Source organism: Microcystis sp. MC19 (assembly GCF_003019735.1).
In the GTDB taxonomy this organism is placed as follows: Bacteria; Cyanobacteriota; Cyanobacteriia; order Cyanobacteriales; family Microcystaceae; genus Microcystis.
On record NZ_CP020664.1, the window covers coordinates 4,470,425 to 4,484,791 of the forward strand.

Below are 14,367 nucleotides of genomic sequence, written 5' to 3' on the forward strand. Positions count from 1 at the left end.
TGCTGTAACAAAAATTAAGATTATACAGAAAACGGGTTTCTCAAAGAAACCCGTTTTCTCATTTGTTGCAAAGATGCGATCGCTAACATAAACTAAGCAGTTAAAGTATTTAACCAATTGATTAAATCTTCAACCGTAGAGAAATCGAATAAAGCTTCTCCTAATACTTCGACATCATCAATACTTAACAGCATAATTTTAGTTTCCAATGAAGGATTAATCTCCCCTAACTTTCGTTTAATTTGACGAAGAATCAATGTCTTTTCCCGTTCAATACCCCGTTCGATACCTTGTTCAATACCTTGTTCAATACCTTGTTCAATACCTTGACGCATCCAACTGGTGGTAATTTGCATAACTCCCTCCTGTACGGGTTGACTAAATGTGCTAATCTCTTCTTGAAATTGTCTCTCTTCCACCGGATTTAGATTGAGATAAGTATCAATAAATCCAGAAATCAATTGCATTCTCGCCGCATCTAACCTTAAAGTAATTAACAAGCGCAGACATTCCGCTTTTACCTTGGCTCACTCTTTCTCGGCAATGTTCATCTTCGCCATCAAAGCTGAAGCAACCGGATTCGGCTGATTGAGAAAATCTCGCCAATTTAATCGATTTAACTGCACGACTTGATAGTTAAATTCTAAGACTTTAAAATCAGGAAAATCGACTACATATTGACTAATCGCTTCTCTTTTTGGCTTTGAATAAGAAAAAATTACAATCGGATAAATCGGTAAGACAAATTTCTCATGAAAGCGAGCAAAATAAGTAAACATTCGCCGGTTAAACCACTGGACGGAACTTTGCTGCGCCTCCAGATGAATCAGAAAGAAAGATTCTTTTCCTCGAAACCTAACTTGTGCTACTAAGTCGCTTTCATACTTTTCTCCTTCGGTGACATCGGTAAATACTTCTTTGTCTAAAAAAGTAATCGAGTCCCTATCTAAATAATCTATCAATTGAGGAAAAAATAACTCGATAAATTCGACAAAAAAGGTGGAGATTAACTCCTTAAATAAGCGATCATGGTCAATATTATTAGTCATGTAATATCATCTTAACTAATCTGGGCGGTGAGTGACTAATTTTCTATATTATATTCTCAGAAGTCGGTTTTGGCAACAGATTGTTATGACCTTACCCCTTTAACCTAATTTCAGAAAACGGGTTTCTTGAAGAAACCCGTTTTCTAGGTGACTTAAAGAAAGTTAGGTATATAAATTATGAATGGGGAATGGGGAAACAGGGAAGTCGAAAACCTCAAGCTAATTGGGAATAATAATATTAATGGTACAGGTAACGCTGGTGACAATAAAATGACCAGTAATAGCGGTAACAATATCCTCGCTGGCGCTAATGGTAACGATATTTACTGTTTTAATGTTTCAACCCCATCAGGAAGCGATACCATCTAAGAAACTACCACCGGCGGTATCGATACCCTCGACTTAACTGGGACAAATACCGCAGTACGAGTAAACTTAGGGGTTCCTACAACCCAAACCGCCGTCACCAATCATCTAAAATTGACTTTTTCCGCAAATAACACTATTGAAAATATTATTAACCATACCAGTAATGCTCGACTAACTAGAAATAGCCTTAATAATACTCTAACTGGTGGTGATGGCAATGGATCAATTAACCGGCCAAGACGGAAACGATAGTTTAATTGCTGGTTGAGGTGATGATTTACTCACCGGTGGTAATGGTAGCGATAATTTTATCTTCAACAGTAGCAATTTGGCAATCGAGGCGATCGGCGATTTCAGCCCGGGGAGTGATAAAATAGTATTGAGTAGAGCCATATTTACCCCCTGACAAAAAGATGAAGTATGCTTGGATTTGACATCATTTCTGGAAGACTGGCTACCGTTCCCTGTTCTCCAAAACCAGAGACTTCCTACCTCACCATTGGGATAACTGCTGTAACTGAAATAACAGACTAATGAAAAAGATAATATTGATTTTACTATTAGCTTGGCTTTTAGTTGCTAACCTGAATACCCAGGGGGTTTTAGCAGTGACGATCGATTTTCAATGGTTGGGAAATCAAGGTTATACAGCTAAAGGTTCTTTTAGTTATGATGAAAAAACGGCCCCGACTATCTTTTCAGAACAAGGTTCGGGAAAAATGCAAGTTTTAGAAGATTTTCAGGTATCTTTTTATGATAACAGTGGTCAAGAGATCGCTAAATACGATAATGTTAGCGAGGGAATTTCCTCAGCTAATTATTTTCAGTTTAATTTTAATACAAAAACCGGTCAAGTTTTTGGCTCGATCGATCTTGGGGGTGAAGGGATGGGGGAAATCTATCTTCAAGGGGTGGTTAAGGATAATTTGGCACTGTTGCGGGTGGAGTCGGTAGATCTGGTCATCGATGAGGATGATTCACCGGAAATTATCACTCAGTTTTGACTAAATCGATCGGGAAAATAGGGATTATCCTAGCCTAATTTTTCCGCTAATTCTAACCAGCGATCGGTTAAAGTATCAATTTTTTGACTCAATTGAGCTAATTCTTCGGTCAGCGCGGTTATTTTGGTAAAATCTTCTAGGGGTTCTCCATAAAGTACCTGTTCAATTTCAGCTTTTTTTGCTTCTAAAATTGGTATTTGTTTTTCGATGTCTTCGTATTCTTTTTTCTCTTTAAAAGAGATTTTCTTATTGACGGGTGACGGAGAAGCTTTAACAGTTTTTGGGGTGACTCTTTTTTCTTTGGGTTCCTCCTCCTCTTTTTTCTGATCGAGATAAAGGGAATAATTACCCGGATATTGACGGATATTACCCCCGGTTTCAAAGGAAAAAATAGTATCAACTACTCGATCGAGAAAATAGCGATCATGGGAAACAACAATCACACAACCGTTAAAGTCCTCTAAATATTCTTCTAAAATTGCTAAAGTCTGCACATCGAGATCATTGGTGGGTTCATCTAAGATTAAAACATTAGGCGCACTCATCAAAACTCGTAGTAAAAATAAGCGTCTTCTTTCCCCTCCAGAAAGTTTATAAATTGGTGCATACTGTTGATCGGGAGGAAAGAGAAATTTTTCTAACATCTGGGAAGCGGTGATGACGCTGCCGTCTAGGGTTTTAACTAATTCGGCCACACTTTTCAGATATTCGATTACTCTTTGATTTTCGTTAATATTGAGATCATCGGATTGTTGATCGAAGTAACCAATATGAATAGTGGAACCGATGTCAACTGTGCCTGAATCGGGGAGAATTTTCCCGGTAATAATATCCATGAGAGTAGATTTTCCTACCCCATTACTGCCAATAATACCGATGCGATCTTCGGGAGTAAAAATATAGGTAAAATCTTTAATTAAAGTGCGATCTCCGTAAGCTTTCGAGATCTTTTCTACTTCAATAACTTTTTTGCCGATGCGTCTTCCTGCGGTGGCAATATCGACTTTTCCCTCCACCTGTTTAAATTCCTTATTACCCATTGCCTGAATGCGATCAATCCGCGCTTTTTGTTTGGTACTGCGCGCTTTTGGTCCCCGGGATAACCATTCTAATTCCCGTCGCAAAACTCCCGCGTGTTTGCGTTGACTACTGGCGATCGATTCTTCCGCTAAGGCTTTTTTTTCTAGATAATAGGCATAATTACCAGAATAAGTAGATAAATCTCCCCGATCGATTTCAATGATGCGATTAGTCACTCGATCGAGAAAATAGCGATCGTGAGTAATTAATAATAATCCTCCCCGAAAACGGGACAAATAACTCTGTAACCACTCCACGGAAAGCGCGTCTAAATGGTTGGTGGGTTCATCCATCAATAAACAGTCAGGATCGGCTAAAAGTGCGGTAGCGATGGCGATTCTTTTGCGATATCCCCCCGATAAATCTCCCACGCGAGCATTAAAATTATCGATACCCAGTTTACTTAAAATAACTTTAGCATTGGTTTCTAAATCCCAGGCGGCAAGTTTATCAATTTGTTGCGAAACCCTTGACAAACGCTCCATAATAGTATCCAGATTTTCTGGCTCATGGACAAGGCGATCGGACAATTCCTCGTATTCCTTAATTAAAGTCATACTTTCGCCACTATCGGCGAAAACCTGCTCTAAAACCGTTTTATCATTGTCTAGATCGGGTTGCTGGGGTAAATAGACGATTTTCATCCCGGAATTGATTTGAATTTCGCCACCATCGATCGATTCTAAACCGGCGATCATTTTCAATAGGGTCGATTTTCCCGATCCATTCGTACCGATCAGGCCGACTTTATCGCGATCATCGAGGCTAAAACTGGCATCTTTGAGAATTTCCTTGATACCGAAGTCTTTTTTGAGCGATCGAACCGTCAGCAGTGTCATGATTTCTGGGAATAATCCTTCTTTTCTAGTTTGACATACTCCCACCGTCAAGCTAGGCTGTGACGGGGGATTCTTTCTACATTGTTGTTAGAAATTCCGGCGTTCCTGATTTGAGGTATGAATCTTCGGCTCTCTTAGGTTTGGTGGGCAAAATGTATTCTAAGATACATTCTTCCTAGCGAGCGAGTGGAAGGAACCACAAAGACACAAAGGACACAAAGATTGATCGATCCTATATAAGTTAAACTTATCACACAGAACCTAGAAGAGCCAATCTTCTTTGGTAGAATTTCTTAAAACCTAGACCCAAACTAACTTTTGCACGGGAACCTGAACAGTTGGCATTCATACCTTGATTCAGCAACGCCCTGCCGAAAAAGTTTTTCCCGAGGAAAAAAAACCTGCCCCTAATGCCGACGATAACGAGAAAAGGGACAGATTGGCTCAATTGAATGAGATTATTTTCATGGGCTAGACGGCATTAGGAATTACATCATGCCCATGCCGCCCATGCCACCCATGCCGCCCATGCCGCCCATGCCACCCATGCCGCCCATGCCGCCCATATCGGGGGCTGCAGCTTCTTTAACGGGTTTTTCGACCACGAGGGCTTCCGTAGTTAAGACCATACCGGCGATGGAAGCGGCGTTTTGAACGGCTGACCGCACCACTTTAGCCGGATCGATAATTCCGGCGGCGATTAAGTCTTCGTACTTGCCGGTGAGGACATTGTAACCGACGCTAAAAGCGGTATCGCGCACACCTTCCACGATCACATCGCCTTCCACACCGGCGTTATTAGCTAACTGACGCAGGGGGGCTTCTAGGGCTTTAGCGACGATATCGGCGGCGACTTTTTCCTCATCGTTAGTCAAAGAAGCTTTGAAAGCCTTCACCTTAGAAGCCAGATGAATCAAGGTTGTACCACCGCCCGGGACGATACCTTCTTCCACGGCGGCTTTGGTGGCATTGAGGGCATCTTCGATGCGGAGTTTGCGATCCTTGAGTTCGGTTTCTGTGGCTGCCCCGACCTTTATCACGGCCACACCGCCGGCTAATTTAGCGATGCGTTCCTGTAATTTTTCCTTATCGAATTCAGAATCGGTTTCTTCTAACTGTTTTTTCAGTTGGGCGAGACGTTTCTGCACATCGGCCTTATTGCGGCTGTCCCCGGAGGCGACAATAATTGTATTGTCTTTTTCTAGGGTGATTTTTGCCGCTTGCCCTAGCAGATCGAGGCTAACGGTGTCAAGACTTAAGCCCACTTCTTCGGAAATCAGACGACCGCCGGTGAGGATGGCGATATCTTGTAAAACCGCCTTGCGACGTTCCCCAAAACTGGGGGCTTTGATGGCGACGACATTTAAGACACCCCGGGCCTTGTTGACCACTAGAGTGGCTAAGGCTTCGCCGTCCACATCTTCGGCGATAATTAATAGGGGACGACCTTGACGGGCAACGGCTTCGAGGACGGGGACTAATTCAGCGATCGCACTGATTTTTTTATCGGTAATCAGGATCAGGGGGTTGTCGTACTCGACGATCTGTCTTTCTTGATCGGTGATGAAATAGGGAGAGATATAACCGCGATCGATCTGCATCCCTTCCACTACTTCTAATTCGGTGGTTAGGGATTTCGATTCTTCCACGGTGATTACGCCATCGGTGGTGACTTTTTCCATGGCGGCGGCGATCATTTTTCCCACTTCTTCGTCGTTGCCGGAAGAAACGGTGGCCACTTGAGCGATCGCATCTCCAGCGATCGGTTTAGCGACGGCGGCGATTTCTTCCACCAGATAGGCGATGGTTTTGTCTAGTCCGCGTCTTAAAGCGACGGGATTGGCCCCGGCGGTAACGTTTTTCAGACCTTCTTTAATTAAAGCCTGGGCGATGATGGTGGCGGTGGTGGTGCCATCTCCCGCTAAATCTTTGGTTTTTGCCGCTACTTCCTGAATTAATCTCGCCCCGGTGTTTTCGAGGGGATCGGACAATTCGATTTCTTTGGCCACGGTGATGCCGTCATTAACGATCTGGGGGGCGCCGTATTTCTTTTCTAACAAGACATTGCGTCCTTTCGGACCGAGGGTGATTTTTACCGCATCGGCCAAGGCGTTGACACCTCTTTCTAGGGCGCGACGGGATTCATCTTTGAAGGCAATGATTTTGGACATGGTATCGCTGTTGTGATAGGACTCCTTATAGTTAATTTAGCACTCTTAGGGCTTGAGTGCTAAGATGCGGCCGCGGTCATTGAGGGGATAACGATGTTGAGGAGATCAGGGTGTGATGTCCCCACGGCAGACTGAATTGAGTTAAAAAAATAAAAATTCATCAAGATTTATTAATAATTGCAGAAAATGAATGATAAATATTGTAAAATCAGGAGCCTGACAGAATTTTAGCCCATTTTCGCCAAGGGATAGATGAATATCCTGCCTAGATTATTGTGGCTGATCAAGCCCTATTTCGGCTCTTCTAGGTTCTGTGTGATAAGTTTAATTGACATAGGATTGATCGATCTTTGTGTCCTTTGTGTCTTTGTGGTTCGTTCCACCCCCTCGCTCTTGAGAAATGTATCTTAGAATACATTTTACCCACCAAAGCTGGGAGAGCCCTATTTCTTTGTTCATGTTCCACGAACATTTGAGATATCGTCTGATTATTCTACCTAGTCTCAATTTTCATAACAGTAGGATGGATCGGGAAATAATGCAGTTTTTTTATCCTCAGATTTTTTTTAGGAGAAGACAATCATGATTAATCTTAATCCTACTATCGAACAAAAAATTAATCAATTTATTCTGGAAACCCAAAATAAATTTAGTCAGGATAAATCAGCTACCCTTGCTAGTTACCAAACAGAAGCCAAAACAATCACTCAAGAGACTAATAATTTAAGAGATGAACTTATTCAAAAACTAGGTGAATTAACTTTTTCAGACCCTTTACCTAGCAGAGGAGAATTAGAAAAACAAATAATAGCTCATACCGATCAGCTTGTGGAGACAATCAACCTTTTATCTACGGGTAAAATTTCAGGAATTTCTCTTGATACTTTAAGCCAAAAAATTGATGGTTTAGTTGCAACAATTACGATTGTATTTGATGCTAATGCTAACGATGCAAACTTGCCAGAACTTGAGCAAAAACTAACTGCTTGGCAAACAAAAATTAAAAATACTTTAGTTAAATTTTCTGCCACTGTGGAATTACAACAGAAAAATGAGTCTTTGATTGCTGAACTGAAGGATAACTTAGACAAATATAGTTCAATTCCTGAAGTAGATGAACCCTTTGAAAAGTTAGTCAAGGAATTTAAAGATAATTTTGCACAACTAAAAGAAGCAAGTGTTTTATTTAAAATTTTAGACGATTTAATCAATGAAATTAAAGCTAGAGATGAGGTAATTAAACTCAATCAAAGAATTGATATTTTGCTGGAAAAAACCCAAGAACAAGTCGCAGGATTCACTCAAGAATTAGACCGGGAAGTACAGGGAGAATTAGCTAGATTAATTACAATACTAGGGATAGCGCAGGTGGAACTCATGAACATTTCAAAACCTGGTGATATCATGCAAGTAAAGTCGGTGGTAGATGCTGGAGAAATTGCGATTAAATCTTTAATAGGTAAACCGAATATTATTTTGGCACAAAGATTACGCTATGCCGCCAGAACGGGATTGAGAGAAATCCAGAAAGGTATTGGGTTTACTCTACTAAATGTCAGAGATAATTTTTACCATTCTTTCAAAATACCTACAAAAGTTTTAATTGGATTAGTGTTAGCTGTCCCTTTGAATTGGTTGATTATGAACTCCCCTCCAGTGAAGGATTTGCTTATGTCTTTACCTCCAATCATAAATTCTAGTAACCAAAATACTGAGGGTAAAAGTAACCAAAATACTGAGGACAAAGCCATAAATTTTAGACTCTTGATATTGATATTGATGACAGGCACTTTAGGGGGAGCAGTTAGTCTTCTAACTCGTTTGCAAGATTTTGATAATCCCAAAAACCAAAAATATGACGATGACCTATTGCCATTTTTAATTGGTCTAACTAAGCCCATTTTAGGAGGAAGTTTTGCTTTCTTTATTCTACTAATTCTTAACTCTAACATTTCTCCCTTAGAAATTCGGGGTGGCACTGGAAATAAGGGGAATGACACCTATTTATATGGACTTTTGACAATGGCTTTTGTGGCTGGATTTAGCGAACGTCTTATTCCCGATTTAATTAATCAAGTAGAGAAAAGGGTAACTGTAGAGGCTAGTTCCACTGGACAGGGACTACCTCCAACGATTTTGATCGCTCCGTCTAGCGCAGCTTTAGCATTCAATGGAATCCAGGAATTTAGCATTAACCCCGTTGGTAACTACACCATCACAATCTCACCGCCAGAAAGCGGTAAAATTGATAAAAATACCACTGATGCCAAATTTACCTACACTGCACCTGCACAAGGAAATGCTGGGGATACAATTACTATTACTGCCACTTCTGATTCTGGACAAACTGCCAAGGCTACGGTCACTTTAACTGCATAAAAAAAGACCAAGAGAGCCTTCTAGTTTGACAAAAAAGGATAACTCTCATTTACCCCGAATTTCGGGTTAATCGGAATAGCCAATGCTTGAACTTGAATTTTTTTTAACTCGGAAACTAATCGAATCGCCTGCTGTTCGTAGAGGGGGGCGCCGAGAGTCGCCGGCAAATTTTCCATGAGATCGCTGGCGGTTTTCAGGGGACAATTAGAAAAACGACTGATCACGGTGGGTGCTTCCGCGGCAATATTGCGGTTAAAGGCTTTTTCTACCCGCACGCGCCAAGTTTTGGGAGTGCGACGACCCTGTTCCACCCGTCGCAGTCCGTTGATGGTGGCCAGCACCACAATGCGATCGCCGATGCGTAAATTGAGATAATCTTCGGGCATTAATTTCGTGGTTTCCCGTTCTCGTTGGTGTAGGATCGGCACGACTCGATAACCGTAGGCAATATCCCCGATCGAGCTACCATTGAGAGTATCTCCAGCTTCGATCTCGTATTCTGTCACCAGAATCGTTTTTTGCGCCCAACGGAACAGATAGATGATATTTTCTCCGAAAGCCGCTCCCGTAAAGGCTTCTGCCGCCACGGTGTTCGTCCCTAAAATGTGAGATTGGGGCAGAATTTGACTTAATTGTTGACTAAGGTTGTCGTCGGTGGTGCGGATGACTAAGTAGCTTTGGGGATTGAGTTTGCGGGTGGTTAGGGCCACTTCTAAATTGAGGATTTCGTCATCGGTAACAATCGCTATACTTTTAGCCCTATCTAAATTGACATTTTTTAAAGATTCTTCGATATTTCCCGTCATCAGGGGCATTTTTGGCAGGATAGTTGCATCAAAATCCCTATTTAAGCTCACCCCAACGATCGCCTGTTGCATTTCTAGTAATAAATTAGCCACTTCTCTGCCGACTCGACCTAAGCCCACAATAACGATATGATTCTGTTGGGGAACTGGGGGACGGTTAGGGATAAATTGAAATTTTGATGATAATAAAGTTTCTGTCAAAAGGGCATAGAGAACCCCGATAAAAGCGGTTCCAGCTAAGGTTAAAAAGAGACTAAATAGCTGCATCCACCAGGGAATTGCATTTAAATCTTCGGGGTTAGAGGCACCGAAAACATCGCCGTAACCACCTAATAAAAGGATCGCCGTTCCTGAAAGAGAGGAAATAAAGGAAGCTCTCGGAGCGTAGAGATGGAAAAGAAAAGTCCCGATAATTACTAGGAGGATAATGATAAATACTGACATGAAAGCCACCCGGTGAATTTGCTGCTGAAAACTCAATTGCCAGAATTGTTGGATTTCTTTGAGCAATTTTTGCCAAAAATCCCGCAACTTCTGGGGAGAATTTGACGGTTTCTGGCGGGTAGAATCGATGTTTTGATAGGTAGTTTCGATGGTGGTAATGGTATCACCAGCCCGGATAGTGGTGGAGGGAGACCATTGATAAAATCCAGCCCTTAAAGGTTCATCGGGGGCTGTGTGTGCTAATAGACGACGGGTGGGGGTATTTAAATCACCTAAAAAGCGATCAAGTAAACCATCTTCGGGGCTAATTTGTCTCTGGATAATCCGCAATTTCTGACCGTCGAGATGCAAAAAACCGAGGGTTTCCGTGCCTAATGTGGCTAAAGCAAAGGCATTGGCGGGTAGTTGGGTGGGTTCATAGGCGATAAAATTGCCTAAAAGTTCCTTGAGTAGCTGATTGAGATTATCTTTAGAAGAACGCACCACTAAGCGAGTAAGGGGATTTAATTGCCGAATAATTAGGGCAGTAGTGGCATTAATTCGCTCATCACTGGTGACAATTAAAGCAGCCCGACAGCGATCGATTCCCGCTCTTGCTAAAATGTTTTTTTGACGACAATCACCGATAATTATTTCCTCTAATAAATCGGGAAAATCATTAATTTCCCAACTGGGAGGCTGTATTAGTTCGATACCGACAACGCTAACCCCAAACTCTTTTAAAGACTTGACGCAGTGTTGTCCGAGACTACCCAATCCACACACTAAAAAGCGATCGGCTAACTTGACATTCCCATGGACAAAGCTGAGAGATTCTTGGTTCATAGATTCTGCTTGTCTTAAAAAATAGAATGCTTTTTCAAACTTCTGATCCCCCCTGCCCCTAGGGCTGTTTCATTCTCCCATCAGAATATCAAAAGTAAAAGCGATAACTATCAGGTAAAATGAGAAGTGACCGCCAACTTTTGAAATATATGTTGAGCTTAATACAAAAACTGAAACAAGTCAAGGACTTTAGGAAAGATCAAGGAAAAAGACACCCTTTATGGATAGTATTAGTAGTAATAATACTGGTTCTTCGTTACTTGGTATGGTTCGATAGGGTAACATAAATCGACTCAATCCTTATCTGGCAATAGATTTAATTGATTAGTTCGCTCTAGATCGAAAACAGTTGACAAAAATCGCAGCAACGCCTGTCTCTATAAGGGTTCCATCCCTTATAACCCCCGTCCATTGCATAACACAAACCGAAGAGCCAGAAATAGTTGGGGTATTAACGAATCAACGGCGTATAGAATTGTTAGGAAAGTAGAGAATATTCTCATCAAATCAGGTCTGTTTAATCTACCTGGAAAAAAAGCCCTCTTAGAAAGTAATAGTGAAATAGAAGTAATAGTGGTGGATGTGTCAGAACAGGAGATAGAAAGACCCAAAAAAAAACAGAAATCATACTATAGTGGCAAGCAGGGATACCACACATTAAAGTCGCAAGTCGTTGCCGATCTCGCGCAGCGAGCGCGTTGCGACCAAAAAAGCGAGCAGGTAATCTGTGTCCGTTGTGAGAAAGGAAGAGTCCATGATTTTCGACTGTGGAAAGAGAGCAAAATAAGGTTAAATAAGAAAATAAAAATATTAGGGGATAAAGGCTATCAAGGAATTCAGAAGCTCCATCAAAACAGTCAAATTCCTCATAAAAAAAAGAAAAAAGAAAAACTAAGTAGGGCTTGCTGAATAATGGTAAAACCCTTTTAAAATAAGGCTTTTGACCTGTTAAAGTCCGATGTTAGTGCAAGAAAATAGGATTGGGACTTTCAAAAACCTTGCATTATCCTTCTTGTAGTACATAGCTTGGTACAAAAAACAATGGCAACAAAGCCCGAAACTCCTGACTCCTGACTCCTGACTCCTACCCCCAGGAAAAACTTTTTCAGCAGACCCTAAGTAAAGAGCAAAAAAAGCCAATCGTCAGTTATCACAACGGCGCATAGTTATAGAACATATTCATCGTCGTCTCAAAATATTTCGGATACTTTCATCAAGATACAGAAATCGCAGACGGCGATTTGGTCTGAGATTGAATTTGATTGCTGGTATCTACAATTACGAACTTCGTTACCGACAAAAGGATATATCTTGATTGCTTTTGCAAGAGATCTAATAGAAGTATCCTTTTTTGGATGATAGGCGATCGCTTTTCTAATTTGTACCTAGTGAGCGGTCGCTTTTGGTTTATATCATAAGTATATATTTAAATCTAGATAGCTGTCAATACATAATATATATAGGTTTTTTATAGACAGTGACTTTATTTAAAAGATTTTCTTATATACAGGACAATAGATTAAAGTCTATAATTTATACAGTATAGACAGCAGTATAGAATATGGCTAAAAATAAGATTCTGGCAACTTTCAGAGTAGATGAAGATGATTGGGAAGCATTTAAGCAGTGGTCTGAGAAGCGCGGTAATAGTGCAAGCGGGGAACTGATCCGATTTATTGAATCAGCATTAGGGAAAGCAACCCTAGACGATATGGACACAGTAGATAAAAAAATAGAAGCGGCGATCGCTTCCCTTCGGGCCGAACTGGTAAGAGAAATCGCATCAACAAAAAGATAGGAGTTTAGCCGATGCCTAACGAAACCGTGACCTATTCCTTAGAGGCTGTTCTGACAAGGATTGAGGGGAAAATAGACAGCTACCAGAAAGATGTTAGCCAAAAATTCGACAAAATCGAGGAACGTCTTACAAAGTTAGAAATCGGGCAGTCTGAGTTAAGGGGAGATATTAAAGCCTTAGATTCTAAGGTAATAGAGACAGAAAAGCGCATTAATGACCTAAATGGACGGTTGAATGTTACAAGCAATGCTTTTCTTGGCATTGTCGGAATTTTGGTGACAGGAATACTGACCATACTCGGAAAAATAGTTTTTTTTTCTAACCCCTAACCCTACTGCTAACCCGTGAACCCTACGGGTTTTTTAGCGTCGCTGACTTGATAAAACAAAAATCTCTGAAATAAAAAAACTAATTTAGCAATAATACTTTTACCAGTGGACTGTTCACCGATGATAACATTAATTTTTTTATCTCTATTTCCGCATACTTAATAATCAGAAAATTTTCAATAATTAAGGATTCCATTATATCTCTCTTATGTCCAGTCTCATAACAATACTAGCAGGTTAGGGGGAGATTTTCAATTACTGTCAGTTGTTAACCTGTTTATTCTAATCTACCCTCCTATGGATAGATACCTAAGTCAAAAAGTCAGCAATTTAGCTACAGCGTTTCTGATCAAGATAAAGTGTAACCTAATTTGACATCGGGACTGACTCCTGACTCCCCAAAAGGAAAACTTATATTTTTTTAAAGTATCCCTGCATTTTTATTGCGTACCCGTTGATATATTTCTTCCATTACCTCGATAAAGGAGGTATCCTTATCCCAAAATGCCGGATAATCACCAGCTTTTTTAATGACAATTGCGGGAATAGTTGCGGCTTTAACTAACTGAGGATTTTCTGGTAAACGGTGATGAGAGTGCCAAAATTCTTTGAGATCAATTGTTTCTGATGCCGGTATGGTTTCGGGTTTAGTGTGATAGGAGGTAACCGGGTTAAGAGGAATTTTTTCCTCTTGGATGGAGGAGGAAAGCAGCTTACCGAGGGGAGTTTTTGCTAATTCTTGCAGTAATTTTTGACGAGAGATACCCCGTAATTCAAATAAGAGGAAAGGATCCTGATCTAATTGGGAAGCAACGAGGTAATAAACTCCAGCAATATGTTTACAGGGATTTTCCCAATCGGGACAGGAACAATTGGTGATAAAATCCTTTTGACTGTGGGGTAATAAGTGTAGATTCAGATCGCTAAATGCTTCATCAATATTATCGGGAACTTCTTTGAGCAGCAGTTTAGAGATCATACTCGCTCTTGAACCAAGATTATATAAAGCTTGTGACCACTCTGCTTTAGTAATTGGTTTAATCTCGATACTCACCTTATACAAAGGTTCTTTGTAAACTCCAAAGTAGGGATTAATGGAACCTCGCACCTGAGCAGTAATTAAATTACCGTCAATTTTATAATTCTTGACTTTATCATTTTTAGCGTAGGAACGTCCTCGACTCAAACGCGATGAGTCGGTAAATTCCTCTAATGCTTCTATAAAGCGTTGTCCCCACCAAGTTTTACTAAATTTATTCATGGGTTTACCTCGA

At 40.8% G+C, this 14,367-nt stretch carries 10 protein-coding genes and 3 pseudogenes; 7 read left to right on the forward strand and 6 right to left on the reverse strand.

The window, feature by feature from the left end:
• Window positions 1–92: 92 nt before the first annotated feature.
• Window positions 93–1,049: pseudogene (locus B5D77_RS22645) on the reverse strand (Rpn family recombination-promoting nuclease/putative transposase).
• A gap of 204 nt (window positions 1,050–1,253) precedes the next feature.
• Here B5D77_RS22645 and B5D77_RS27510 point away from each other — a divergent pair.
• Window positions 1,254–1,415, forward strand: a pseudogene (locus B5D77_RS27510) (hemolysin); the annotation flags it as partial.
• A gap of 280 nt (window positions 1,416–1,695) precedes the next feature.
• Here B5D77_RS27510 and B5D77_RS27815 read toward each other — a convergent pair.
• Complete coding sequence (locus B5D77_RS27815; RefSeq protein ID WP_008199062.1) at window positions 1,696–1,827, reverse strand: hypothetical protein; 132 nt, start codon at window positions 1,825–1,827, stop codon at window positions 1,696–1,698.
• Window positions 1,828–1,951: 124 nt separating this feature from the next.
• Between B5D77_RS27815 and B5D77_RS22655 the strand changes: the two genes are divergently transcribed.
• A complete protein-coding gene (locus B5D77_RS22655) occupies window positions 1,952–2,422 on the forward strand; it encodes a hypothetical protein (RefSeq protein ID WP_106909689.1) in 471 nt (156 codons plus the stop codon).
• A gap of 29 nt (window positions 2,423–2,451) precedes the next feature.
• Here B5D77_RS22655 and B5D77_RS22660 read toward each other — a convergent pair whose 3' ends face one another.
• Together B5D77_RS22660 and groL are read right to left on the reverse strand one after the other, a co-directional pair.
• Window positions 2,452–4,341: an ABC-F family ATP-binding cassette domain-containing protein gene (locus B5D77_RS22660; protein ID WP_106909690.1), complete on the reverse strand. Its 1,890-nt coding sequence runs from the start codon at window positions 4,339–4,341 to the stop codon at window positions 2,452–2,454.
• Between the two features lie 488 nt (window positions 4,342–4,829).
• The gene (groL, locus tag B5D77_RS22670) at window positions 4,830–6,512 is read right to left on the reverse strand and encodes a chaperonin GroEL (protein ID WP_002797729.1); all 1,683 of its coding nucleotides are present in this window, start codon (window positions 6,510–6,512) and stop codon (window positions 4,830–4,832) included.
• 582 nt (window positions 6,513–7,094) lie between these two features.
• Here groL and B5D77_RS22675 point away from each other — a divergent pair.
• Complete coding sequence (locus B5D77_RS22675; RefSeq protein ID WP_106909692.1) at window positions 7,095–8,891, forward strand: hypothetical protein; 1,797 nt, start codon at window positions 7,095–7,097, stop codon at window positions 8,889–8,891.
• Between the two features lie 20 nt (window positions 8,892–8,911).
• Here B5D77_RS22675 and B5D77_RS22680 read toward each other — a convergent pair whose 3' ends face one another.
• Complete coding sequence (locus B5D77_RS22680; RefSeq protein WP_106909693.1) at window positions 8,912–10,966, reverse strand: TrkA family potassium uptake protein; 2,055 nt, start codon at window positions 10,964–10,966, stop codon at window positions 8,912–8,914.
• 411 nt (window positions 10,967–11,377) lie between these two features.
• On the opposite strand from B5D77_RS22680, the gene B5D77_RS22690 reads away from it, so the two are divergent.
• The 4 genes and pseudogenes from B5D77_RS22690 (at window position 11,378) to B5D77_RS22705 (ending at window position 13,093) form a co-directional block, all read left to right on the forward strand.
• Complete coding sequence (locus B5D77_RS22690) at window positions 11,378–11,875, forward strand: transposase family protein (RefSeq protein ID WP_253257640.1); 498 nt, start codon at window positions 11,378–11,380, stop codon at window positions 11,873–11,875.
• 220 nt (window positions 11,876–12,095) lie between these two features.
• Window positions 12,096–12,281 (forward strand): annotated as a pseudogene (locus B5D77_RS22695) (transposase); the annotation flags it as partial.
• Between the two features lie 246 nt (window positions 12,282–12,527).
• Window positions 12,528–12,764, forward strand: a complete 237-nt coding sequence (locus tag B5D77_RS22700) for a hypothetical protein (RefSeq protein ID WP_008199081.1) — start codon at window positions 12,528–12,530, stop codon at window positions 12,762–12,764.
• An 11-nt stretch (window positions 12,765–12,775) separates the two neighbouring features.
• A complete protein-coding gene (locus B5D77_RS22705) occupies window positions 12,776–13,093 on the forward strand; it encodes a hypothetical protein (RefSeq protein ID WP_008199082.1) in 318 nt (105 codons plus the stop codon).
• A 421-nt stretch (window positions 13,094–13,514) separates the two neighbouring features.
• Here B5D77_RS22705 and B5D77_RS22710 read toward each other — a convergent pair whose 3' ends face one another.
• Entirely contained in the window at window positions 13,515–14,354 is an 840-nt protein-coding gene (locus B5D77_RS22710; protein WP_008199085.1) for an SWIM zinc finger family protein, read from the reverse strand.
• Between the last annotated feature and the right edge of the window lie 13 nt (window positions 14,355–14,367).

Coding starts and splice junctions, on each gene's coding strand:
- B5D77_RS22655 (WP_106909689.1), top strand. CDS start 1,952: ATGAAAAAGATAATATTGATTTTACTATTAGCTTGGCTTTTAGTTGCT.
- B5D77_RS22660 (WP_106909690.1), bottom strand. CDS start 4,341: ATGACACTGCTGACGGTTCGATCGCTCAAAAAAGACTTCGGTATCAAG.
- groL (WP_002797729.1), bottom strand. CDS start 6,512: ATGTCCAAAATCATTGCCTTCAAAGATGAATCCCGTCGCGCCCTAGAA.
- B5D77_RS22675 (WP_106909692.1), top strand. CDS start 7,095: ATGATTAATCTTAATCCTACTATCGAACAAAAAATTAATCAATTTATT.
- B5D77_RS22680 (WP_106909693.1), bottom strand. CDS start 10,966: ATGAACCAAGAATCTCTCAGCTTTGTCCATGGGAATGTCAAGTTAGCC.
- B5D77_RS22700 (WP_008199081.1), top strand. CDS start 12,528: ATGGCTAAAAATAAGATTCTGGCAACTTTCAGAGTAGATGAAGATGAT.
- B5D77_RS22705 (WP_008199082.1), top strand. CDS start 12,776: ATGCCTAACGAAACCGTGACCTATTCCTTAGAGGCTGTTCTGACAAGG.
- B5D77_RS22710 (WP_008199085.1), bottom strand. CDS start 14,354: ATGAATAAATTTAGTAAAACTTGGTGGGGACAACGCTTTATAGAAGCA.